The 23,770-nt window shown below is 52.0% G+C and carries 22 protein-coding genes; 13 read left to right on the top strand and 9 right to left on the bottom strand.

The features are described from left to right. Positions 1 to 2: 2 nt before the first annotated feature. Positions 3 to 902, bottom strand: coding sequence for a glycyl-radical enzyme activating protein (locus OGY83_RS08795; RefSeq protein WP_286635707.1), 900 nt, complete (start codon positions 900 to 902; stop codon positions 3 to 5). Between the two features lie 132 nt (positions 903 to 1,034). On the opposite strand from OGY83_RS08795, the gene fsa reads away from it, so the two are divergent. Continuing rightward, positions 1,035 to 1,697: a fructose-6-phosphate aldolase gene (fsa, locus tag OGY83_RS08790; protein WP_123268277.1), complete on the top strand. Its 663-nt coding sequence runs from the start codon at positions 1,035 to 1,037 to the stop codon at positions 1,695 to 1,697. Between the two features lie 86 nt (positions 1,698 to 1,783). Here the strand turns inward: fsa and moeB are convergent, their stop codons facing one another. Next, positions 1,784 to 2,533, bottom strand: coding sequence for a molybdopterin-synthase adenylyltransferase MoeB (gene moeB, locus OGY83_RS08785; RefSeq protein ID WP_194211007.1), 750 nt, complete (start codon positions 2,531 to 2,533; stop codon positions 1,784 to 1,786). Next, on the bottom strand, positions 2,533 to 3,768 hold the full coding sequence (gene moeA, locus OGY83_RS08780) for a molybdopterin molybdotransferase MoeA (RefSeq protein WP_286635706.1): 1,236 nt from the start codon (positions 3,766 to 3,768) through the stop codon (positions 2,533 to 2,535). The genes moeB and moeA overlap by 1 nt, the downstream gene beginning before the upstream one ends. A gap of 175 nt (positions 3,769 to 3,943) precedes the next feature. Between moeA and OGY83_RS08775 the strand changes: the two genes are divergently transcribed. The 6 genes from OGY83_RS08775 to gsiD all read left to right on the top strand — a co-directional run bounded on the left by OGY83_RS08775 (position 3,944) and on the right by gsiD (position 11,194). Then, positions 3,944 to 4,732: an aminoglycoside adenylyltransferase family protein gene (locus OGY83_RS08775; protein WP_286635705.1), complete on the top strand. Its 789-nt coding sequence runs from the start codon at positions 3,944 to 3,946 to the stop codon at positions 4,730 to 4,732. Between the two features lie 190 nt (positions 4,733 to 4,922). Beyond that, complete coding sequence (iaaA, locus tag OGY83_RS08770) at positions 4,923 to 5,888, top strand: beta-aspartyl-peptidase (protein ID WP_286635704.1); 966 nt, start codon at positions 4,923 to 4,925, stop codon at positions 5,886 to 5,888. Then, a complete protein-coding gene (gene gsiA, locus OGY83_RS08765) occupies positions 5,875 to 7,746 on the top strand; it encodes a glutathione ABC transporter ATP-binding protein GsiA (protein WP_286635703.1) in 1,872 nt (623 codons plus the stop codon). Before iaaA ends, gsiA begins: the two co-directional genes overlap by 14 nt. 28 nt (positions 7,747 to 7,774) lie before the next feature. After that, positions 7,775 to 9,313, top strand: a complete 1,539-nt coding sequence (gsiB, locus tag OGY83_RS08760) for a glutathione ABC transporter substrate-binding protein GsiB (RefSeq protein WP_286635702.1) — start codon at positions 7,775 to 7,777, stop codon at positions 9,311 to 9,313. A 46-nt stretch (positions 9,314 to 9,359) separates the two neighbouring features. Then, positions 9,360 to 10,280, top strand: a complete 921-nt coding sequence (gsiC, locus tag OGY83_RS08755; RefSeq protein ID WP_048235754.1) for a glutathione ABC transporter permease GsiC — start codon at positions 9,360 to 9,362, stop codon at positions 10,278 to 10,280. A 2-nt stretch (positions 10,281 to 10,282) separates the two neighbouring features. Further along, the gene (gsiD, locus tag OGY83_RS08750; protein WP_079936826.1) at positions 10,283 to 11,194 is read left to right on the top strand and encodes a glutathione ABC transporter permease GsiD; all 912 of its coding nucleotides are present in this window, start codon (positions 10,283 to 10,285) and stop codon (positions 11,192 to 11,194) included. Between the two features lie 93 nt (positions 11,195 to 11,287). Here gsiD and rimO read toward each other — a convergent pair whose 3' ends face one another. Then, positions 11,288 to 12,595, bottom strand: a complete 1,308-nt coding sequence (gene rimO, locus OGY83_RS08745) for a 30S ribosomal protein S12 methylthiotransferase RimO (RefSeq protein WP_003831616.1) — start codon at positions 12,593 to 12,595, stop codon at positions 11,288 to 11,290. 231 nt (positions 12,596 to 12,826) lie between these two features. Between rimO and OGY83_RS08740 the strand changes: the two genes are divergently transcribed. Continuing rightward, positions 12,827 to 13,015: a glycine cleavage system protein T gene (locus OGY83_RS08740; RefSeq protein ID WP_249418755.1), complete on the top strand. Its 189-nt coding sequence runs from the start codon at positions 12,827 to 12,829 to the stop codon at positions 13,013 to 13,015. Between the two features lie 48 nt (positions 13,016 to 13,063). Continuing rightward, positions 13,064 to 15,514: a glycogen phosphorylase gene (gene glgP, locus OGY83_RS08735; protein WP_286635701.1), complete on the top strand. Its 2,451-nt coding sequence runs from the start codon at positions 13,064 to 13,066 to the stop codon at positions 15,512 to 15,514. Between the two features lie 32 nt (positions 15,515 to 15,546). On the opposite strand, the gene OGY83_RS08730 is transcribed toward glgP, so the two are convergent. Beyond that, entirely contained in the window at positions 15,547 to 16,473 is a 927-nt protein-coding gene (locus OGY83_RS08730) for a LysR family transcriptional regulator (protein WP_286635700.1), read from the bottom strand. A gap of 219 nt (positions 16,474 to 16,692) precedes the next feature. On the opposite strand from OGY83_RS08730, the gene bssR reads away from it, so the two are divergent. Next, positions 16,693 to 17,076 carry a biofilm formation regulator BssR gene (gene bssR / locus OGY83_RS08725; protein WP_008784229.1) on the top strand — a complete coding sequence of 128 codons (384 nt, stop codon included), beginning with the start codon at positions 16,693 to 16,695 and terminating at the stop codon, positions 17,074 to 17,076. 102 nt (positions 17,077 to 17,178) lie between these two features. Next, positions 17,179 to 18,276 carry a PQQ-dependent sugar dehydrogenase gene (locus OGY83_RS08720; RefSeq protein WP_286635699.1) on the top strand — a complete coding sequence of 366 codons (1,098 nt, stop codon included), beginning with the start codon at positions 17,179 to 17,181 and terminating at the stop codon, positions 18,274 to 18,276. Between the two features lie 5 nt (positions 18,277 to 18,281). Here OGY83_RS08720 and OGY83_RS08715 read toward each other — a convergent pair whose 3' ends face one another. Next, a complete protein-coding gene (locus OGY83_RS08715) occupies positions 18,282 to 18,908 on the bottom strand; it encodes a glutathione S-transferase family protein (protein ID WP_286635698.1) in 627 nt (208 codons plus the stop codon). Positions 18,909 to 19,236: 328 nt separating this feature from the next. On the opposite strand from OGY83_RS08715, the gene dacC reads away from it, so the two are divergent. After that, positions 19,237 to 20,439 (top strand): serine-type D-Ala-D-Ala carboxypeptidase, encoded by a 1,203-nt coding sequence (gene dacC / locus OGY83_RS08710; RefSeq protein WP_032944358.1) that lies wholly within the window; start codon positions 19,237 to 19,239, stop codon positions 20,437 to 20,439. 45 nt (positions 20,440 to 20,484) lie between these two features. Here the strand turns inward: dacC and deoR are convergent, their stop codons facing one another. Continuing rightward, complete coding sequence (gene deoR / locus OGY83_RS08705) at positions 20,485 to 21,243, bottom strand: DNA-binding transcriptional repressor DeoR (protein WP_079936821.1); 759 nt, start codon at positions 21,241 to 21,243, stop codon at positions 20,485 to 20,487. A gap of 64 nt (positions 21,244 to 21,307) precedes the next feature. After that, positions 21,308 to 21,916, bottom strand: a complete 609-nt coding sequence (gene ybjG / locus OGY83_RS08700) for an undecaprenyl-diphosphate phosphatase (protein WP_123268518.1) — start codon at positions 21,914 to 21,916, stop codon at positions 21,308 to 21,310. Between the two features lie 309 nt (positions 21,917 to 22,225). Between ybjG and OGY83_RS08695 the strand changes: the two genes are divergently transcribed. Then, positions 22,226 to 23,458 carry an MFS transporter gene (locus tag OGY83_RS08695; protein ID WP_123268268.1) on the top strand — a complete coding sequence of 411 codons (1,233 nt, stop codon included), beginning with the start codon at positions 22,226 to 22,228 and terminating at the stop codon, positions 23,456 to 23,458. Positions 23,459 to 23,486: 28 nt separating this feature from the next. Here the strand turns inward: OGY83_RS08695 and OGY83_RS08690 are convergent, their stop codons facing one another. Further along, positions 23,487 to 23,768: a hypothetical protein gene (locus tag OGY83_RS08690; RefSeq protein WP_123268267.1), complete on the bottom strand. Its 282-nt coding sequence runs from the start codon at positions 23,766 to 23,768 to the stop codon at positions 23,487 to 23,489. Positions 23,769 to 23,770 lie beyond the last annotated feature (2 nt).

Raw genomic sequence — 23,770 nt, 5'->3', positions numbered from 1 at the left:
GATTATCCTCGTAGGGTCGCGGTTAAACCTTTAAGGCTGGCGTACTGCTGGGCAAATTCGAGCAGTGCTGGCGCATCAAGCGGTTTATCCGGTGCGTTGTAGGGTTGACTGAGTAAGTGGTATTTGTTGATGCCAAGGGTGTGATAGGGCAAAAAATGGATCTCACCGACGTGAAGCTCATCGGCGGCAAAATCGGTAATGGCCTGAATAGCGGCTTCATCTGCGTTGAATCCCTGAATCAGCGGTACACGGATGATCATTTTTTTACCGGCGGCGGCCAGTTTTTTTAGATTTTCCAGTACGCGAGAGGCGCTGCCATCGGTCCACTGTTTAAACGGCGCATCGGCTACATGTTTTAAATCAGCCAGGAACAGATCGATGTAAGACAGTGACGGTTCAATATACTTCCACGGAACATGCAGACAGGTTTCCACCGCGGTATGAATGCCTGCGTCGTGGCTGGCTTTGAGCAAAGCCGCTGCCAGCTCTGGTTGCATAAACGGTTCACCGCCGGACAGGGTGAGGCCTCCGCCACTACGGTCGTAAAACGGTTTATCTCGCAATACGGTCGCCATGATATCGTCCACGCTTTTTATCTCTCCACAGACGGTTAACGCCTGAGTCGGACAGCAGTCGGTCAGCGCAGTGAGAGCGTCATCGGTCAGTTTTTCGCGATGAATCAGTAATCCGCCCAGCGCCCGTTCAATCACCGCGGGTGCTGCCTGAGCACAGAGATCGCAACCGTCGAGGCACAAACGCGCGTCATAAAGCAGGTCCTGCGCGCGGGCGCGGCTTTCCGGATTCTGGCACCACCGACAGCCCAGGGAGCATCCCTTAAGGAACACCACGGTACGAATACCGGGGCCATCATGCGTGGAATAGCGCTGAATATTGAAAATCATAAGCGGCCTCATTTCTTTCGTATAAAGATTAAATTACTTTCGAATGAAAGTTATATTGACATGCGTCAACTAACCGTGAGGTTTCGCCGTGCTACCTTTTATTCATGCTAATTATTCGTTTGAGGAAAGGTTATGGAACTCTATTTAGATACGTCTGATGTTGATGCGGTAAAAGCTCTGGCGCGCATTTTCCCGCTGGCAGGGGTGACCACTAACCCGAGCATTGTGGCGGCAGGGAATCAGACGCTGGAAGTACTACTGCCGCAACTGCAGGAAGCGATGGGAGGGCAAGGCCGTCTGTTTGCTCAGGTGATGGCGACCACCGCCGAAGGGATGGTCAGCGATGCGCGTAAGCTGCGGGCAATCATCGCTGATATCGTGGTCAAAGTGCCGGTGACAGCAGAAGGTCTGGCGGCTATAAAATTGCTGAAAGAAGAAGGGATCCCGACGTTGGGTACTGCGGTATACGGTGCAGCTCAAGGGTTATTAGCTGCTCTGGCGGGTGCGGAATACATTGCGCCATACGTTAACCGCGTGGATGCGCAAGGAGGGGATGGCATTCAGACGGTGACCGACCTGCAGACGTTACTGAAAATGCATGCCCCGCACGCCAAAGTACTGGCAGCCAGTTTTAAAACGCCGCGTCAGGCGCTGGATTGTCTGCTGGCGGGCTGCGAGTCCATCACGCTACCGCTGGACGTTGCTCAGCAGATGATTAGCTCTCCGGCGGTTGACGCTGCCGTCGCGAAGTTTGAGCATGACTGGCAGAGCGCATTTGGACGCACGTCAATCTGATGCTGTTGCCGGGTGGTGCTAACGCTTACCCGGTCTACGTTCGAGTCGTTGTAGGTCGGGTAAGGCGAAGCCGCCACCCGACTTTTTTACCGACTACAAACCTCACACCCCGGGTTGCGCATCAGCTTCATTTCGCGAAACTGGCAGGTCATGGCATCGTACATGACGATTTTTCCGGATGCCGGTTTACCGTAGTTTGCCAGCAGCTTAATGGCCTCCATTGCCTGTAACGAGCCGATCACGCCGATCAGCGGGGCCATCACTCCGGCTTCTACGCAGGTCAGGGCATTTTCACCGAACAGACGACTCAGGCAACGGTAGCAGGGCTCTCCTTCCTGATACGTAAATACGGTAATTTGCCCTTCCATGCGAATTGCCGCACCGGAAACCAGCGGAACTCTGGCGGCAAAACATCCGGTATTCAGCTGATTGCGGATGCTGACGTTATCCGTACAGTCCAGCACCAAATCGTGTTCGGCAATAAGCGCGTGAATCTCGCTATCGTCCAGCAGCGCATTCACCGGCGTAATGGCGATATAAGGGTTAATCCGCGCTAGCGCATCACGGGCTGATAGCACTTTGGGTTGCCCTACGGTTGCATCGCTGTGCAGCGTCTGGCGTTGGAGGTTCGATACGGAGACCGTGTCAAAGTCGAGCAGGGTTAAATGCCCGACGCCAGCGCCCGCAAGGTACTGGGTTGCTGCGCATCCCAGTCCCCCCAGACCAACGACCAGTACCCGCGCATCTTTGAGCGCTTCCTGACCTTCGAAATCGAAGCCGCGCAGAATGATTTGCCGGTTATAGCGCATCATCTCCTGGTCGCTGAGTTCTGCCATTACAGGCCTCCAAACAGTGCGTTAAACGGCTCGACCTCAACCCATTCACCGGCCTCAACGTTACCGCGATCGCGCTCCAGCACGATAAAGCAGTTGCCCTGGCTAAAGGAGCTAAAAATATGCGAGCCCTGGTGTCCGGTGGTGGTGACTTCCAGCTCGCCTTCCGCGGTACGCTGCAATACACCGCGCTGAAAATCCAGACGACCAGGTGTTTTCTTCAGACGTGATGCGGTGCGCACGCGCTGGCGCGGAGGCAACCCACAGGCGGTGTTGCCGCTGAGTTTCGCCAGCAGCGGTTGCACCAGTTGATAAAAGGTGAGGGCCGCAGAAACCGGATTACCCGGCAGGCCACAAAACCAGCTGTTGCTCAGTTTACCAAACGCGAACGGTTTGCCGGGTTTAATGGCCAACTTCCAGAAGGCAATTTCTCCCAGCTCTTCCAGAATGGTTTTGGTGTAATCCGCTTCGCCTACCGAAACGCCACCAGAGCTGATGACGATGTCGGCCTGGCTGTCGGCTTCGATAAACGCGGCCCGCAGCGCGTTGGGATCGTCGCGAATAATTCCTAAGTTGATCACTTCGCAGCCCAACTGCTGCAGCATCAGGTGAACGGTCAGACGGTTTGTGTCATAAATCTGCCCGTCGCCCAGCGGCTGACCCGGCAGTTGCAGCTCATCACCGGTGGAGAACAACGCCACGCGAACTTTGCGAACGACCGGTACTTCGGCAATGCCGAGCGAGGCCAGAACAGGAAGCTCGGCGGTTGTCAGACGAGTTCCGGTAGGGAATACCACCGCGCCGTTTGCGATATCTTCACCGCGCAGACGAATATTTTGTCCGCTGCGGACGTCGGCGGTAAAACGCACACCGTCGTCAGTTTGTTCCGTTTGCTCCTGCATCACCACGGCTTCACAACCGGCAGGCACCGGGGCACCGGTCATAATGCGGATGCAGGTTCCCGCAGGCCACTCGCCGTGGAATGGTTGACCAGCAAAGGCTTTGCCAGCCACCGCAAGAGGCTGGTCTGATTGTAAATCGGCTAATCGCACCGCATAGCCATCCATTGCCGAGTTATCGAATCCCGGCACATCAATCGGGGAGACGACGTCGGTGGCCAGAATGCGACCAAAGCATTGAACCAGCGGCAGCGTTTCGACGGCGGTGAGTGGGGTAATACGCGAAAGCATCTGAGAGAGAGCCGTTTCAAGCGGCATCAGTCCGGCGGTAAATTCCATGAGAAGACTCCTGCGGGGCAAAATCGAATCCGCTCATTATGTCAGAAAATGGACGCGGACAGTATGCTACCTCAGGCTTAGGATCAGATCTGATACAGGTTTTCTGCCAGAGAATAGCGCTACAGGAAAAATGCAGTATAGACTCATTATTTCTGCTTTTTCGCCAGGAGGCTAAATGTCTACGACTATCCCGGATTCAATTCGACGGCAGGTGAATGCCGCCAGTGCACTGATTGCGCGGATTATCGAGGGCGACCTGGTAGCTGTTCATTTGTATGGCTCTGCAGTTGAAGGTGGCTTAAAGCCCCAAAGCGATATCGATTTACTGGTTACCATTAGGCAGCCACTTAATACCCGGCAAAGAAAAGATCTGATGCAGGGTTTTCTGGAAATATCAGCACCGCCTGGCAGCGTTGATAGCTATCGGGCGCTGGAAGTGACCATCGTGGTCTATTCACAACTTGTACCCTGGCAATTCCCACCGTCAAGAGAAATGCAATTTGGCGAATGGTTGCGTGACGATATTCTCGCGGGAATTGTTGAACCGACACAGCTGGATCCTGATCTTGCCATTCTGCTGACCCAGGCCCGGCGCGCCAGCGTAGCGTTGTTCGGTGAACCCGCAGGGACGTTATTCAATGTCATCCCTTTTAGCGATGTCGTGCAAACATTTCGGCATATCCTTGATATATGGCAGAAACCGGGCGATTTAGAGGGTGACGAGCGAAATATCATCCTTACTCTGGCGCGTATTTGGTACAGCGTAGTTACGGGCAATATTGTCGCTAAAGATGAAGCCGCCTCCTGGCTTATACCGCAATTACCCGTTGAGTATGCTGATACGCTGCAAGCTGCACGTGCGGAATACTTGGGATTAACCAAAAAAAACTGGGCTGCGTCTATGCCATCTGTTGAACGCTTTGTGTGTTATGCAAAAAAACAGATTACCGATAGGTTTAAATAATTTATTAATTACGTTTAGGGATCTCTTTTGCGTTAAACACGTCTGCATGACCTGATGGGGCGAGTTGTAAGGCGCGAGCCTTTACCTTTACATGACGTCTGCATCTTTCTATATTCAAAAATCGAATCAATAAGTCACAGAAATTCTGATATTTATAACCCCGGTACCTGCCAGCTAATGGACGAAAAAAATGGGTAAAGCAGTCATTGCAATTCACGGCGGCGCAGGGGCTATCACCCGTTCGCAGCTGAGCCAGGAGCAAGAGTTGCGTTATATACAGGCGCTGTCGGATATCGTTGAAACCGGCCAGCGGATGCTTGAAGACGGTCGTAGCGCACTGGATGTCGTTACCGAAGCCGTACGTCTGCTGGAAGAGTGCCCGTTGTTTAATGCCGGAATTGGTGCGGTGTATACCCGTGATGAAACCCATGAACTGGATGCCTGCGTGATGGACGGTAACACGCTCAATGTGGGAGCCGTCGCCGGAGTCAGCCATTTACGCAATCCGATTCTCGCGGCGCGCCTGGTAATGGAACGCAGTCCACACGTCATGATGATAGGTGAAGGGGCTGAAAACTTTGCCATTGCGCAGGGTATGGAGCGCGTATCCGCGGATATTTTCTCGACGCCAGAACGCTACGCTCAACTATTAGCGGCGCGAACAGCGGGTGAAACGGTGCTGGACCATAGCGCGAGCCCGCTGGATGAAAACAACAAAATGGGTACCGTGGGTGCGGTCGCGTTAGATATGTTTGGCAATCTGGCGGCAGCAACATCGACCGGCGGGATGACCAACAAATTACCGGGGCGGGTGGGCGACAGTCCGTTGGTCGGCGCAGGCTGTTATGCCAATAATGCAAGTGTGGCAGTCTCCTGCACCGGAACCGGGGAAGTCTTTATTCGTGCGTTGGCGGCCTATGACATTGCGGCGTTGATGGACTATGGCGGCCTGAGTTTATCCGAAGCGTGTGAACGCGTAGTGATGGAAAAATTACCGGCGCTTGGCGGCAGTGGCGGTTTAATTGCTATCGATCATGAGGGCAACGTCGCCTTGCCGTTTAACAGCGAAGGCATGTACCGCGCCTGGGGATACGCAGGCGATACGCCAACCACCGGTATTTATCGGGAAAAAGGAGAGAGCGTTGCCACACAGTGATGAGCTTGATGCCAGTGACGTGCTGGCAGTCAGCAATCTGAATATTGCCTTTGAACAGGAGCAGCAGCGTGTCAGCGCAGTGCGCAATCTGTCATTTCGCCTGAAGCGTGGCGAAACGCTGGCGATTGTTGGTGAGTCCGGTTCAGGAAAGTCGGTAACGGCCTTGTCGCTGATGCGTCTGATTGAACAGGCAGGCGGCGAGGTAAGCTGCGATGAAATGCTGCTGCGACGCCGCAATCGGCAGGTTATTGAGCTGGGTGAACAGAGCGCATCGCAAATGCGTCACGTGCGCGGTGCGGATATCGCGATGATCTTCCAGGAGCCTATGACATCGCTCAATCCGGTGTTTACCGTGGGCGAGCAAATTGCCGAGTCTATCCGCTTGCACCAGGGTGCCAGTCACGAAGAGGCGATGGTAGAAGCGAAGCGAATGCTCGATCAGGTGCGTATCCCCGAGGCGAAGGCGATTTTATCGCGTTATCCACATCAGCTTTCCGGCGGTATGCGTCAGCGAGTGATGATCGCCATGGCACTGTCATGTCGGCCTGCGGTTTTAATTGCCGATGAGCCGACGACCGCGCTGGATGTCACCATTCAGGCGCAGATCCTGCAACTGATAAAAGTGTTGCAGCAGGATATGTCGATGGGCGTGATCTTCATTACCCACGATATGGGCGTTGTGGCGGATATTGCCGACCGCGTGCTGGTGATGTATCAAGGCGAGGCGGTAGAAACCGGCAGCGTTGAACAGATTTTTCACGCTCCCCAGCATCCCTATACCAAAGCGCTGTTGGCAGCCGTGCCGCAGCTTGGGGCGATGAACGGGCATGAGCTTCCGCGCCGTTTCCCGCTTATTTCATTGCAGGATCCCAGTCATGTAGAACCGCAGACCGAGCAGGACACCGTGGTTGAAGGCGAGCCTATTCTGCGGGTACGAAATTTAGTGACGCGTTTTCCTCTGCGCAGTGGCATTCTAAATCGCGTGACTCGCGAGGTGCATGCAGTGGAAAACGTCAGCTTTGACCTGTGGCCGGGAGAAACGCTCTCGCTGGTGGGGGAGTCGGGCTGCGGGAAATCCACCACCGGGCGGGCGCTGCTGCGCCTGGTTGAGTCTCAGCGTGGGGAAATCATTTTCAACGGACAGCGTATTGATACCCTTGCTGCCAGCAAGTTACAGCCGCTGCGTCGGGATATTCAGTTTATCTTCCAGGATCCGTATGCCTCGCTCGATCCGCGCCAGACCGTGGGATATTCCATTCTGGAGCCGCTACGGGTACATGGGTTATTGCAGGGTGACGCGGGATCAAAACGGGTTGCATGGTTGTTGGAACGTGTAGGCTTGCTGCCTGAGCATGCCTGGCGCTATCCGCACGAGTTTTCCGGCGGTCAGCGTCAGCGTATCTGTATTGCACGTGCATTGGCGCTCAATCCCAAAGTGATTATTGCTGATGAATCTGTCTCGGCGCTGGATGTTTCAATTCGTGGGCAAATCATCAACCTGATGCTCGACCTGCAGCGAGAATTGGGTATCGCATACCTGTTTATTTCCCACGATATGGCGGTGGTGGAACGGATCAGTCACCGTGTGGCGGTCATGTATCTGGGACAGATCGTTGAGATAGGCACCCGGCGGGCGGTGTTTGAAAATCCGCAACATCCGTACACTCGCAAGCTGATGGCGGCAGTTCCGGTCGCCGATCCATCGCATCACCGTCCCCAGCGCGTGCTGTTGTCGGACGATATCCCCAGCAATATTCGCAAACGTGGCGAAGAGATTTCCCCCGTTTCGCTCCAGTTAGTTGGTCCGGGGCATTTTGTTGCGCGTGGGCAACCAGAAAATGCGCTTTCGCGTTTATAACAGGCAGGCAGGGTTTAAGGAGAATAACATGACAAAAATTGTTGCTCGAAAATGGCTGGTTGCTGTGGGAGTGGCCTCTGCACTGGCCGCATCGCCTGGCTGGGCCGCCAAAGATGTGGTGGTGGCGGTGGGATCCAATTTCACGACGCTCGACCCCTATGACGCGAATGACACGTTGTCGCAGGCGGTAGCGAAGTCGTTTTATCAGGGGCTGTTTGGTCTTGATAAAGAAATGAAGCTGAAAAATGTGCTCGCGGAGAGTTATACGGTTTCTGATGATGGGCTGATCTATACCCTCAAGCTGCGCCAGGGTGTGAAGTTTCAGGATGGTACTGACTTCAATGCCGATGCGGTAAAAGCTAACCTCGATCGGGCCAGTAACCCAGAAAACCATCTGAAACGCTACAACCTGTATAAGAATATCGATAAAACCGAAGTAGTCGATCCGTCGACGGTGAAGATTACCCTGAAACAGCCGTTCTCTGCCTTTATCAATATTCTGGCGCATCCGGCAACGGCGATGATTTCTCCCGCCGCGCTGGAGAAATACGGTAAGGAGATCGGTTTCCACCCTGTGGGGACCGGGCCGTACCAGCTTGATACCTGGAATCAGACAGATTTTGTGAAGGTTAAGAAGTTCGCAGGTTACTGGCAGCAGGGGCTGCCAAAGCTGGATACGATTACCTGGCGTCCGGTGACCGACAACAACACGCGTGCGGCCATGTTACAGACCGGGGAAGCGCAGTTTGCCTTCCCAATCCCTTACGAGCAGGCGGCGTTACTGGCGAAGAACAAAAACCTGGAACTGGTGGCCAGTCCGTCTATTATGCAGCGTTATATCAGCATGAACGTCACGCAAAAACCGTTCGACAACCCGAAGGTGCGTGAAGCGCTGAATTATGCCATCAACCGCCAGGCGCTGGTGAAAGTGGCTTTTGCCGGTTACGCGACGCCAGCAACCGGCGTTCTCCCACCGTCGATAGCCTATGCACAAAGCTATACGCCATGGGCGTACGACCCGGCGAAAGCGCGCGAACTGCTGAAAGAAGCAGGTTATCCGAACGGTTTTACCACCACGCTATGGTCTTCGCATAACCACAGTACCGCGCAGAAAGTGCTGCAATTTACCCAGCAGCAGTTGGCGCAGGTGGGTGTTAAAGCTCAGGTAACAGCGATGGATGCCGGCCAGCGTGCGGCGGAAGTTGAAGGGAAAGCGCAGAAAGAGAGCGGGGTGCGGATGTTCTACACCGGCTGGTCTGCCTCTACGGGTGAAGCTGACTGGGCGTTGTCGCCGCTGTTTGCATCACAAAACTGGCCGCCCACTCTGTTTAATACGGCGTTCTACAGCAACAAACAGGTGGACAGTGATTTAGCTGCAGCGTTGCAAACCAACGATCCGGCGCAGAAAGCGAAGCTGTACAAGGATGCGCAGGATATTATCTGGAAAGAGTCGCCGTGGATCCCGCTGGTAGTGGAAAAACTGATTTCGGCGCACAGCACCAGGTTGACCGGATTCTGGATCATGCCGGATACCGGATTTAGCTTTGATGATGCGGATTTAAAATAAGCTATTCATTCGGCCCCGAAGCGTAGGGGCCGGCGAAGGGAGCGTGATGCTTAACTATGTTTTCAAGCGCCTGCTGGGGTTGATTCCAACTCTGTTGATTGTTGCGGTGCTGGTATTTTTATTTGTTCACCTGCTACCCGGCGATCCGGCCCGGCTGATTGCCGGGCCGGAAGCTGACGCCGAGGTGATTGAACTGGTGCGCAAGCAGCTGGGTCTGGACCAGCCGCTGCATGTTCAGTTCTGGCATTACATGACCAACGTGTTGCAAGGCGATTTTGGCACGTCGATGGTTTCTCGTCGTCCGGTTTCTGAAGAGATAGCCAGTCGTTTTATGCCATCACTATGGCTGACTATTGCCAGTATGGCGTGGGCGGTATTGTTCGGCATGACGGCGGGGATCATTGCTGCCGTATGGCGCAATCGCTGGCCGGACAGATTGAGCATGACGCTGGCGGTCACCGGGATCTCGTTCCCGGCGTTTGCGCTTGGCATGCTGCTGATGCAGATATTCTCCGTTGAGCTCGGTTGGTTACCCACCGTTGGCGCTGACACCTGGATGCACTATATCCTCCCGTCTATTACGCTGGGCGCGGCGGTGGCTGCGGTGTTAGCCCGATTTACTCGCGCTTCGTTTGTCGATGTGCTCAGTGAAGATTATATGCGGACCGCGCGGGCTAAAGGGGTGAGTGAAACCTGGGTGGTGTTAAAACATGGTCTGCGTAATGCGATGATCCCGGTGGTCACCATGATGGGGCTACAGTTTGGCTTTTTGCTTGGTGGCTCTATTGTGGTTGAGAAGGTGTTCAACTGGCCAGGGCTTGGACGGCTGTTGGTGGACTCCGTCGAAATGCGCGACTACCCGGTAATTCAGGCCGAGGTACTGTTGTTTTCTCTGGAATTTATTCTTATTAACTTAGTGGTGGATGTGCTCTACGCCGCCATTAATCCGGCTATCAGGTACAAGTAAGGATGCGATTTTTTAACTGGCGCCGACAGGCGATTTTAAATGCGATGCCTCTTGTTAAGCCAGAGCAGATACGCACACCGTGGCATGAATTCTGGCGTCGTTTCCGTCGACAGCACATGGCGATGTTCGCTGGATTGTTTGTATTGCTCCTGATCATGGTGGCGATTTTTGCCCGCTGGCTGACACCATTTGATGCCGAGAATTACTTCGATTATGACCGTTTGAATGATGGACCATCAATGCTGCACTGGTTTGGCGTTGACTCACTGGGACGGGATATCTTTAGCCGTGTGCTGGTTGGCGCGCAAATCTCGCTGGCGGCAGGGGTCTTTGCCGTGTTTATTGGCGCGGCGATTGGCACAGTGCTGGGGCTGCTGGCGGGATACTACGAAGGCTGGTGGGATCGACTGATTATGCGAATCTGCGATGTGCTGTTCGCCTTTCCGGGGATATTGCTGGCGATAGCCGTGGTCGCCGTTCTGGGCAGCGGTATTGCTAACGTGATCATTGCCGTAGCCATTTTCTCCATTCCAGCCTTCGCGCGCCTGGTGCGCGGGAATACGCTGGTGCTGAAGCAGCAGACGTTTATTGAGTCTGCGCGCAGTATTGGTGCCAGCGATGCGACCATCATCTTCAACCATATTCTGCCTGGAACGGTCTCATCGATCGTGGTCTTTTTTACCATGCGAATTGGTACGTCGATTATCTCTGCCGCGAGCCTGTCATTTCTGGGATTAGGCGCACAACCGCCGACGCCGGAGTGGGGGGCAATGCTTAATGAAGCGCGTGCTGATATGGTGATCGCGCCGCACGTGGCGATTTTCCCGGCGGTAGCGATATTCCTGACGGTGCTGGCGTTTAACTTACTGGGAGATGGTCTGCGCGACGCGCTGGACCCGAAAATAAAAGGGTAAACCGTAGGCCTGATAAGACGCTTCAGCGTCGCCATCAGGCATTGCCGGATGCGGCATAAATGCCTTATCCGGCCTACGTTGGGTTGCGCTTAATTAAACGCGGGTGCCCCACAGATCGTATTCATCTGCGTTTTCGACTTTCACGCGGATGATATCGCCAGGTTTCACCTTGGTTTCACCATTCAGATATACCGCGCCGTCGATTTCCGGAGCATCAGCCATGCTACGACCAATTGCGCCTTCTTCGTCAACTTCATCAACGATGACCAGAATCTCGCGGCCCACTTTCTCCTGCAAACGTTCAGCAGAGATCTGCTGTTGCAATTGCATAAAGCGATTCCAGCGTTCTTCTTTCACCTCTTCCGGGATTTGATCCGGCAGGTCATTAGCGCCAGCGCCTTCTACCGGGCTGTATTTAAAGCAGCCCACGCGATCCAGACGCGCTTCCTTCAGGAAGTCGAGCAACATCTGGAAGTCTTCTTCCGTTTCACCCGGGAAACCAACAATGAAAGTGGAGCGCAGCGTCAGTTCAGGGCAGATTTCACGCCACTGTTTGATGCGCGCCAGCTGTCTGTCCACGGAGCCTGGGCGTTTCATCAGTTTAAGAATACGCGGGCTGGCATGCTGTAACGGGATGTCCAGATATGGCAGGATTTTCCCTTCCGCCATCAGCGGGATCACATCATCAACGTGCGGGTAGGGGTAGACGTAATGCAGGCGCGTCCAGATCCCCAGTTTTGATAGCTGTTCGCACAGATCAACCATGCTGGTTTTGACCGGCTCGCCGTTATGGAAACCGGTACGATGCTTAACATCTACACCGTACGCAGAGGTATCCTGAGAGATTACCAGAATCTCTTTCACGCCCGCATCGACCAGACGCTTGGCTTCGCTGAGGACGTCGCCAATCGGACGGCTCACCAGATCGCCGCGCATGGATGGAATAATGCAGAACGTGCAGCGGTGGTTACAGCCTTCAGAAATCTTCAGATAGGCGTAATGGCGAGGAGTCAGCTTGACGCCCTGCTCAGGAACCAGACTCTGGAACGGGTTGTGTTTTGGTTTTGGCACATAGTGGTGAACGTGCTCCAGAACCTGTTCGTAGCTATGCGGCCCGGTGATTTCCAGCACCTTCGGGTGGACTTCACGGATCTGATCGACTTTCGCGCCCAGACAGCCGGTGACGATCACCTTACCGTTCTCGTTCAGCGCTTCGCCAATTGCTTCCAGGGACTCCTGAACCGCACTGTCGATAAAGCCGCAGGTGTTAACGATAACCATATCCGCGTCGTCGTAGCTTGGCACAACATCATAGCCTTCGGTACGAAGTTCGGTCAGGATGCGCTCAGAATCGACGAGGTTTTTCGGACAACCTAGTGATATAAAACCAATTTTTGCCATTTTCTTATTCTGTACATTGCTCGTAATCGGGGGATTATACAGATGCCTTCACGGTACATCTATATCTGATCAGCATAAGACGGAGAGAATAAAGAGCGATACCTATAAAGAGTAGATCGGTTAGTGAAAGGTGTTTAGTGAGTCTAATTCCGGCTTTAAGTGCCGCTTCTTGGCTATAGGCACTCATTATCGTAAATTTTATCTCGTCGAGCGTTACTAATGAGGTTTAATTTGAAAGATATTGTTTTGAAGTCGAAACTTGAAATGGCTAAAACGCTTTATGCTAATGGTGTGAGTTTATATTATATCTCACTTGCCACAGGCTTAAGTTGGCGTGTATTAATGACAGAATTAACGTTCATCGCCAGTCATGAAATTATTCGACAAAAATCTGACGCTCGTAACCCAGAAATTAAATAATTTACCTGTCTATTACCCATCCTACAAAATTTGAAAGGTAACGTTAATATGTATATTTCGCCACTGCCGCCTACGGCGGACTCTGATGTTGATAAACTGAGAGATGATATTGCTAATAAACTTTTATTTACTATTGGCAAAGATCCCGCAATCGCCACGAAACGGGAGTGGCTTAATGCAACGTTATATGCGGTACGCGATCGAATGGTCGAGCGCTGGCACCGTTCTAATCGGGCGCAATTCTCTCAGGATGCGCGCCAGGTATATTATCTGTCGATGGAATTTTTAATTGGTCGTACGCTATCCAATGCATTGCTCTCTTTAGGTATTTATGACGAAGTCAGAAGCGCGCTGGAGGCAATGGGGCTTGAACTGGAAGAACTGATTGATGAAGAAAACGATCCCGGGTTAGGTAATGGTGGTCTCGGTCGTCTGGCGGCCTGCTTCCTTGATTCACTGGCGACGCTCGGATTACCGGGATGTGGATACGGTATTCGTTATAACTACGGTATGTTTAAACAAAACATCGTTAACGGTGTACAAAAAGAGTCGCTGGATTATTGGCTGGAATACGGTAATCCGTGGGAGTTCAAACGTCATAATACGCATTATAAAGTGCGTTTTGGTGGGCGTGTTCAACAGGAGGGGAATAAAACCCGCTGGCTTGAAACCGAGGATATTCTGGCGGTGGCGCATGATCAAATCATTCCAGGTTATGCGACGGACACGACTAATACGTTGCGCTTGTGGAACGTGCAGGTGAATAACGAAGTTAATGCGGGCAAACTGAATCAACAGGCCGACTTTGCTACAGAAGTGGAGAACAAATATCACTTCGATCGAATCTCGCGGGTTTTGTACCCGGATGATTCCACCGATGCGGGGCGTGAATTGCGTTTACGCCAGGCCTATTTCCTGGCCTCGGCAACGATTCAGGATATTCTGAGTCGTCATTATCAGTTGCACAGAACATACGACAATCTGGCCGATAAAATTGCGATTCACCTTAATGATACGCATCCGGTACTGGCGATCCCTGAGTTGATGCGCTTATTGATTGATCATCACCAGTTTAGCTGGGATCACGCGTTTGACGTGACCTGCCAGATTTTTTCTTATACCAACCATACGTTGATGAGTGAGGCGCTGGAGACCTGGCCGGTAGAAATGCTAAGTCGAATTTTACCGCGCCATCTGCAGATTATTTTTGAGATTAACGATCGTTTTCTGAAGACTTTACAGGAACGTTATCGTAATGACGGCGATCTACTGAAACGTGTGTCGTTAATTGAAGAATCCAATGGTCGTGTGGTGCGTATGGCCTGGCTGGCGGTAGTTGTCAGTCATAAGGTAAACGGCGTATCGGCGTTGCATTCAAAACTGATGACCGAATCACTGTTTGCAGACTTCGCGCGTATATTTCCCCTGCGTTTCACCAATGTAACCAATGGTGTGACTGCGCGTCGTTGGCTGGCGCTGGCGAATCCACCGCTTGCCAAAGTGCTGGACGACAATATCGGTGACAGCTGGCGGGCTAAATTAATGCAGTTGGGCGAGCTAAAGCAGTTTATAGATTATCCGTCGGTGAATGAGGCTGTGCATCGTGCGAAACGTAAAAATAAGCAGCGGCTGGCGCACCATATTGCCACCTACTATAGCGTGGTGGTGAATCCTGATGCGCTGTTTGATGTGCAGGTGAAACGCATCCACGAGTACAAGCGGCAACTCATGAATGTGCTCCACGTTATTACACGTTATAACCGGATTAAAGCCGCACCGGATGCCAACTGGGTACCGCGAGTGAATATCTTTGCCGGAAAAGCAGCATCCTCTTATCACATGGCAAAACAAATTATTCGCTTGATTAATGACGTGGCGCAGTTAGTCAATAACGATCCGCAAATTGGCGGCAAACTAAAGGTAGTCTTTATTCCGGATTACAGCGTCAGTCTCGCTCAGCTAATTATTCCGGCAGCCGATCTGTCAGAGCAAATTTCCCTGGCCGGGACGGAAGCCTCCGGGACCAGCAATATGAAATTCGGTATGAATGGTGCGCTGACTATCGGTACGCTCGACGGCGCAAATATCGAAATGCGCGAATACGTTGGGGAAGATAACATCTTTATCTTTGGTAATACGGCGAACCAGGTTGAAACTCTGCGACATGATGGCTATGACCCGAGACAAATCTTTGAAAAGGATGAGGAACTTCATCAGGTGCTGACGCAAATCGGTACGGGGGTATTCAGTCCGCAGGAACCAGGGCGTTATAGAGGCGTGCTGGATTCATTGATTAACTTCGGCGACTACTATCAGGTGTTGGCAGATTATCGCAGCTATGTAGATTGTCAGGATGCGGTGGATGAGTTGTATCGTAATCCCCGTGAGTGGACGACAAAAACCCTGCACAATATTGCTAACATGGGGTATTTCTCGTCGGACAGAACGGTTCAGGAATATGCCGACTATATCTGGCGAATAGCAAAAATTCGCGTGTAGCCAGTATTCCTAACGCTCAGCCTCCCTGGTTTTCATAACAGGGAGGCTGTTTGCAAATTAGCCAGAATAGGGGCGAGGACCTTATGGGTATTGCCTTCTTTGCGCGATGAGGCAAACACGCTAAATTGTGGCAAGGGAAACGGAGTGTTTATTTTTTTTAGTCCATACAGGTGGGCGTGTGTTTCATATACCTTTTCCGGGATCACCCCTAAACAATGGGTATTGGACACAATCGTCAGAATCGCCGTAAACGATGAGGTAAGCAGGCAGCGTTCTCCTGTTCTGAATTTTTTATCCACAATACTGCGATGATAAATGATTTTCTCATTCTTAGTATTGTAACCGACCAGGCTAGCGTTTCTGAATTGCGCTTCGCTGATGGTGTTACCATATAAAGAATTATTTTGCGAGGCCGCCAGAACCAGGCGCATATCGCATATTTTCTGGCATGAAAGACTTGCTGACTCTACAGAAAAGGTAGAAAAAACGGCATCTGCCTGACGCATATTCAGCAGTTCAATAATACTCTGTTCATTCAGGTCGGCGGTAAGGTGCAGGAGGCTGATATCGGCGTCAGTCTCGATTATTCTGGCGGTGACATCTGGAATAACGATAGGGGAAATAAAAGATTCTGTATAAAGCGTTAACCTTTTTTTTGCGGCAGGCGTGGAAAGCGGCATCAGCGTTGACAGCTTATCGATAATTGGGATTGTATTATCATACAGCTCATCAGAATAGACCGTCGGTAACAGTGCATTACCGCTACGGACAAACAGATTATCCCCCATCATTTCGCGCAGTTTTCTTAATGACTGGCTGACGGCGGAAGGCGAGATGTTCAGCATGTCAGCGACTCTGGAGATGCTACCCACGCTATAGATCAAGCAGAAAATGGTCAGCAGATTGAGATCTATTTTTGATAGTGTGCGTATTTTTTCTGCATCATTTGCTTTCGACATAGACCCCTCATCATCAACGCCATGGCAGTAACCACATCAGGTATAGCAAAAAATGTCAGACGAGTCAGACACTGAGCGCCTTCGAAAGCGTACAGAATGAAGTTGTAACATTGTAAATTATGTTAATCAATTGAGCTTTATTGATGTAGGACATCTATTTGTTCAAAAAACAACCATACTATTAAGTTGCACCATAGTTGGAAAGAGGAGGAACAAAGTATGGTTGTTGACAGACTGAGAACCGATCTTCTCAACAAATTGATAAACGCCCGTATCGAACTTGCCGCTTATCTGCAGTTGAGAAAAGCGAAAGGCTACATGTCAGTTAGCGAGAGCGATCGCCTGCGTGATGTTTTTTTTGCACTGAATCGTGAATTACACGAGCAATCACAGCTTCACGGTATGCATCTTGATCAGGAAGAGTGGAATGCCCTTCATCGTGCTGAAGGGGCGTTAGCCGCCGCTGCTGTTTGTCTTATGAGTGGACATCACGATTGTCCAACATTCATCGCCGTTAACGCAGAGAAACTGGAAAACTGCCTGACAACGCTGACGCTGAGTATCCAGAGTTTGCAATCTTACCCAACGCTGGAACACGTCTGAATCAGGGGGAGGGCGCTCCCCCTTTTCGTCAATATTATGTAAAGGTAGCGGGATAATTCCCCTTGCTGGCTACGCTTTATGCAGAGCCATTCAGGAGGTGTTATGCGTCGACTCTTTCTCTGTGCTGCCTCATTCGCGTTACTTTCATCTTATGCCGCTGCGGTAAAGGTAGAAGTGCTGCAAACTAAACTTGATCACCCATGGTCACTGGCTTTTTTACCCGATAACCGCGGTATGCTCATTACGCTCAAAGGTGGACAACTTCGACTCTGGCAGCCTGATAAAGGGCTGTCCGACCCGCTGACCGGCGTACCAAAAGTCTGGGCGAATGGTCAGGGCGGGTTGCTTGATGTGGTGTTAGCTCCGGACTTTGAACGATCCCGCCGGGTGTGGCTAAGCTTCGCTGAAGCCGACCGTGAAGGCAAAGCGGGCACCGCAGTAGGCTACGGGCGATTGAGTGACGATCTCAAACATGTGCAAGGATTTCAGACCGTTTTTCGCCAACAGCCAAAGCTTTCCACCGGAAACCATTTTGGTGGACGTCTGGTATTTGATGGTAACGGTTATCTGTTTATTGGCCTGGGGGAGAATAATCAACGCGCTACCGCCCAGGATCTGGATAAATTGCAGGGCAAATTAGTCCGACTGACCGACGAGGGCAAAATTCCGCCGGATAACCCGTTTGTGAACATGGCGGGAGCACGGGCAGAGATTTGGTCGTATGGCATCCGTAACCCGCAGGGTATGGCGATGAATCCGTGGAGTGATGTGCTGTGGCTCAATGAGCACGGTCCACGCGGAGGCGATGAAATCAATATCCCCGAGAAAGGGAAAAACTACGGCTGGCCTATCGCGACCTGGGGGGTTAACTACAGTGGTTTGAAAATTCCCGAAGCAAAAGGTCAAATTGTTGCTGGCACGGAACAACCCATCTTTTACTGGGAAAAGTCGCCGGCGGTCAGCGGAATGGCTTTTTACAATAGCGATACCTTCCCGCAGTGGCGGCAGAAGTTGTTCATCGGCGCGTTGAAAGATAAAGAAGTGATCATGTTGAGCGTTAAAGGGAATACGGTCAGGGAGGATGGTCGCCTGTTGCAGGAAAGGGGGCAGCGGATCCGTGATGTGCGCGTCGGACCAGACGGTTATTTGTACGTGTTAACCGACGAGTCCGACGGGGAATTACTGAAAGTGAGTCCCTGATTTGGTTAGCTGACCGGGATCATCACGATTTTTTGAAATGCTGGGCGCTCGGTCAGTTGTTGATACCAGCGTTCCAGATGCGGGCGTGGGGTCCAGTTCAGGCCAACGTTGAACAGGTTATAGATGAACGGCGCAACAGCGATATCCGCGGTGCCAAATTCAGCCCCGGAGAACCATGGCTGGTCTGCCAGCGCGTTATCCAGAATGGCAAACAGGTTATCGCAAACTTGCTTACTTGCCTCAATGGCCGCCATATCGCGCTGATCGGCAGGTGTTCTGACCAGACCAAATAAGATAACCCGATGCGCTGGGCTTAGCGTCTGATTTGCCCAGTCCATCCATTTTTCACCGACAGCGCGCGCGGCCGGGGCGTCAATCCACAAACGTTTTTGTCCGTACTGAGCGGCCAGATAGCGGACAATGGTATTGGATTCCCACAGAACAACGTCCGTTTCATCATCGCGTAGTAGCGGGACCAGTCCGTTCGGGTTCAGTGCCAGATAGTCGGCATCGCGGTTACCGCCATGCTGCCCGCCCGCCAGAATTTGGTTATACGGCAGTTCCAGTTCCTCGAGCGTCCACAATACTTTTTTTACGTTGGTCGAGTTATTGCGACCCCACAGTGTAATCATAGTAACCCCGCAAATTAATTGAGCAGCTTTATGGCTGCAGATGCCATCTGACTAGCTCACATGGTGGGGTAAACCTAATATTTACGCAACAAAGTCTAAAAAAATCGTGCCAGGAGCAGCGCAGCGCGGCGTTATTGCATAAACTTTAAAAACTTTACCAACTTACGGTTTCTTTAAGCTCGTTAGTGCGTTATTACTCACCGCACTTATTTTACACGTCATCCATCAGACTTTTTCTGCATGGGTTGGCCGAGGTAGTCTGGCCGGTTTTGTGTAAACACGGTGTGGTATGACGTGGTTTTTTGGAATGGATACTCGGGTGGCATTTATGACGCAATACTTCTCTTCACTTCGCAGCTTTGCTGCAGGTTCTGCACTCTTAATCCTTTTGGCGCCGACCGTACAGGCGGCGGAGCAACCGACGGCCCCGCCGAGCGTGGACGCGCGCGCGTGGATTCTGATGGATTACGCCAGCGGCAAGGTGCTGGCGGAAGGTAATGCTGATGAGAAACTGGACCCTGCCAGTCTGACCAAAATCATGACCAGCTATGTGGTTGGGCAGGCGCTAAAGGCCGGAAAAATTAACCTCAACGACATGGTCACCGTGGGCAAAGACGCCTGGGCGACCGGTAATCCGGCCCTGCGCGGTTCGTCGGTTATGTTCCTCAAGCCCGGCGATCAGGTTGCGGTATCCGATCTGAATAAAGGCGTTATCATTCAGTCAGGTAACGATGCCTGTATTGCACTCGCTGATTACGTTGCCGGCAGCCAGGAATCCTTTATTGGTCTGATGAACGGCTATGCGAAAAAACTGGGGCTGACCAACACGACTTTCCAAACGGTGCACGGCCTGGATGCGGCAGGACAGTTCAGTACCGCACGTGATATGGCGCTGCTCGGGAAGGCGTTAATTCACGATGTGCCGGAAGAGTATGCTATCCACAAAGAGAAAGAATTTACCTTCAATAAAATCCGCCAGCCGAACCGCAACCGTCTGTTGTGGAGCACCAACCTGAACGTGGATGGTATGAAAACCGGGACCACTGCCGGGGCGGGATACAACCTGGTGGCTTCCGCGACCCAGGGCGATATGCGCCTGATCTCCGTGGTGCTAGGAGCGAAAACCGACCGCATTCGTTTTAATGAGTCAGAAAAGCTACTGACATGGGGCTTCCGCTTCTTTGAAACCGTTACGCCGATTAAACCAGATGCCACTTTCGTGACCCAGCGCGTCTGGTTTGGCGATAAGAGTGAAGTAAATTTGGGCGCTGGAGAAGCGGGTTCGGTGACTATCCCGCGTGGTCAGCTCAAAAATCTGAAGGCCAGCTTTACCCTGACTGAACCACAGCTAACCGCGCCGTTGAAGAAAGGTCAGGTTGTGGGCACTATCGACTTCCAGTTGAACGGAAAATCCATTGAGCAGCGTCCGTTGATGGTGATGGAAGATGTGGAAGAGGGTGGTTTCTTTAGCCGCATGTGGGACTTTGTGATGATGAAATTCCACCAGTGGTTTGGTGGTTGGTTCTCTTAATCTTATCCGTTGCCGGATGGCGCAATCGCCGTCCGGCAGTATCTGTTAGTACTTCAGCGTGATACGTTGCGCTTTAGCGTACTCAACAAACGCATCGTCAGGACGGTTATCACTGATGATGGTATCAAAGCGTTTTAATTCCCCCATCCTCGCAGGTCGCACCTTGCCAAACTTGCTGTGATCGACCACCAAAACGTGATGCTGCGCCATCGACATTGCCCAGTGCTTCACCGGCAGTTCTTCCAGATTAAAACAGGTTGCGCCTTTTTCGATATGAACACCTGCCGCAGAATAAAAGGCGATATCCGGACAGAGATTGTTCAGCGTTTCCTGGAAATCGAGCGGTTTAAAAATCGCGTTACTGGCATGGAATTCACCACCACACAGAATGACGCGGCACTGCGGTTTTTCCTGCAGCACCAGAAACGTATTCAACGAGTAGCAGATTGCGGTGAAGGGCAATTCATTGTCGATCGCTTCAATGATCCACGGCGTGGTAGTACCGCAATCGAAAAAGATGGTCTGATGCGCCTGCACGAGACTCGCCGCCTGCTGGGCGGCGCGACGCTTTTCATCAACCAGACGGGATTTTTGATCGCTGATTAAATAATGGTTAGCGCTGCGGGGTTCCAGAACAATATAGCCCCCGAGCAGCACGACGGGAGCATCATGATTATTCAGGTCGCGACGAATGGTCATCTCAGATACGCCCAGCAACGCCGCGGCTTCTTTGAGGTGTAATTTATCGCTGCGTTTCAGCGCCTGCAGTAATTGACCAATACGCTCGTCGCGTCGAGTTTCCATAGTTCCCCTGGAGAATAGAATAAGTACTCAGTTTCGCGCTTAATACTACTCTTTTTACCGTGGGTTAGTCACGTACCCAACCTTTACGGATGGGGAGGGCGAAGCAGGTGCGATAGCAAGTCTGCAAGCCGAGGTACAGGGGGGTGCCAAAGCGCTGCCAGATCATCTGGGCGCTCAGACAGCCGATCAATCCAGCCAGTAATCCGCCCAGCATATCCAGCGGCCAGTGTACGCCAAGGTAGACTCGTGACCACGCAATCGCCACGGCAACGGCCATCAGCAGAGCCCCCGTCCATAGGCGATGCCAGAACAGGAAGGCCAGAGCAAAGGTAAAGATAACCGTACCGTGGTCACTCGGGAAAGAGTCATCTGCCGCATGGTGCAGGAAGTTATAGCCGATGTGGTTAACGAACGGGCGATCGTGGGGGAAAAGATGCCCCATCAGCCAGGAAATCGTCAGACCGATTACCAACGCAATGGCCATTTTGATGACCAACTGGCGCTGGAGCGTAACCTGACCACGAGGTCCCCAAAGCCAGAGCACAACGGCTAACAGCGGCACAATGCTGATCAGATCTTTGGCAATGAAAATGGCGAGCGAAATGGCCCATTGCGCAGAGTCGGGTGTTGCATTGATCAAGTAAAAAAGCGAATTGTTCAGATTTTCCAGCATAACGTCCAGACTCAGTGTAATCGTTAAAAAGGCCCATAAGGGGAGAGCATAAAATTGCTTTCACGGGATAAAAAGCGGTCTTGTCTTATTTGCCTGTTAAATGACGATTTTTAAGACAATTTATGAGGCTTATTGAGCATGATAGCGGTCTCAACTTAAATTAACCTTAAAGCAAAATGTTCCTGAGCAAATGAATGTAAAAATGAATGTAAAAATGTGCGCATTTTGCTTTCAAATCACATAATTCACTATCACCAGTACGGCGCATTTATTACACTTTGCGCGATTTTTCTATAGTTAAGAGATTGCATGCAGAACCGTTTATCTTCAGGCGTCCGTTTGGGGCGTCAGGCATTACTTTTCCCGCTTTGTCTGGTGCTTTACGAATTCTCCACTTATATCGGCAACGATATGATCCAGCCCGGAATGTTGGCGGTGGTGGCGCAATATAACGCCGGATTAGATTGGGTACCTACGTCCATGACCGCCTATCTGGCAGGCGGCATGTTTTTGCAGTGGTTGTTAGGACCGCTGTCGGACCGTATTGGTCGTCGTCCGGTAATGTTAACTGGTGTGATCTGGTTCATCGTTACCTGCCTTGCGACCCTGCTCGCACAGAATATTGAGCAATTTACTTTTCTGCGTTTTTTGCAGGGGATAAGCCTGTGCTTTATTGGTGCGGTGGGTTACGCCGCCATTCAGGAATCCTTCGAAGAAGCGGTCTGCATAAAAATTACCGCGCTGATGGCAAACGTGGCGCTGATTGCGCCACTACTGGGGCCGTTGGTAGGCGCAGCCTGGGTACATGTTCTGCCGTGGGAAGGGATGTTTATCCTGTTTGCTGCTCTGGCGGCCATCTCCTTTTTTGGTCTGCAGCGCGCGATGCCGGAAACGGCGACCCGGCTTGGTGAAAAGCTATCCATTAAAGAGCTGGGCAAGGATTATAAGCTGGTGCTGAGGAATGTGCGCTTCGTTGCAGGCGCGCTGGCGTTGGGTTTTGTCAGCCTGCCGTTACTGGCATGGATTGCGCAGTCCCCGATTATTATCATCAGCGGTGAACATCTCAGCAGCTACGAATATGGTCTGTTGCAGGTGCCGATTTTTGGCGCGTTGATTGCCGGTAACCTGGTGCTGGCGCGTCTGACTTCGCGAAAAACCGTGCGTTCGCTAATTATCATGGGCGGCTGGCCAATCGCCGTTGGCTTGATTATTGCCGCTGCGGCTACGGTGGTGTCATCTCATGCATATCTATGGATGACGGCGGGTTTGAGTATCTATGCGTTTGGCATTGGGGTGGCGAATGCGGGGCTGGTGCGCCTGACGCTGTTTGCCAGTGAAATGAGTAAAGGTACCGTTTCTGCTGCAATGGGCATGTTGCAGATGCTGATTTTTACCGTTGGTATCGAGCTGAGTAAACACGCGTATCTGCTGGGAGGGAACGGCTTGTTCAGCCTGTTCAATCTGGCAAGCGGCATACTGTGGCTGATTTTGATGGTTATCTTCCTGAAAGATAAACGGGTAGGGAATTCCCGGGAAGGTTAAGGCCCGGTTGCCCGGGCCTGGCAAAAACTTAGTGGTGGTCGTCAATCTGATGTTCGATAACCATCCCTTCACCGACGCTTGCCACATGTCGCGCATAAGGATGCGCGCGATAAACCGGTGCCGGGGCAGGCGCTGGAGCAACATAGACTGTTTGTGGTGCGCTCGTTACGCTGACCGCCTGCGGCACGCTGACAGAGGAGGGTACAACCACCACTTTATAACCGCTGGGGACATCAACGGTAACGCTTTGTGCAAATGTTGTCCCCGCAAAGCCCAGCAACAATGTCGCCATCAGTACACTTTTCTTCATGA

Origin of the sequence: Citrobacter sp. Cpo090, assembly GCF_030332665.1 — a bacterium.
Taxonomy (GTDB): domain Bacteria; phylum Pseudomonadota; class Gammaproteobacteria; order Enterobacterales; family Enterobacteriaceae; genus Citrobacter; species Citrobacter portucalensis.
The sequence above is the reverse complement of the archived record's forward strand: the minus strand, read 5'-3'. Positions and strand labels throughout refer to the sequence as shown.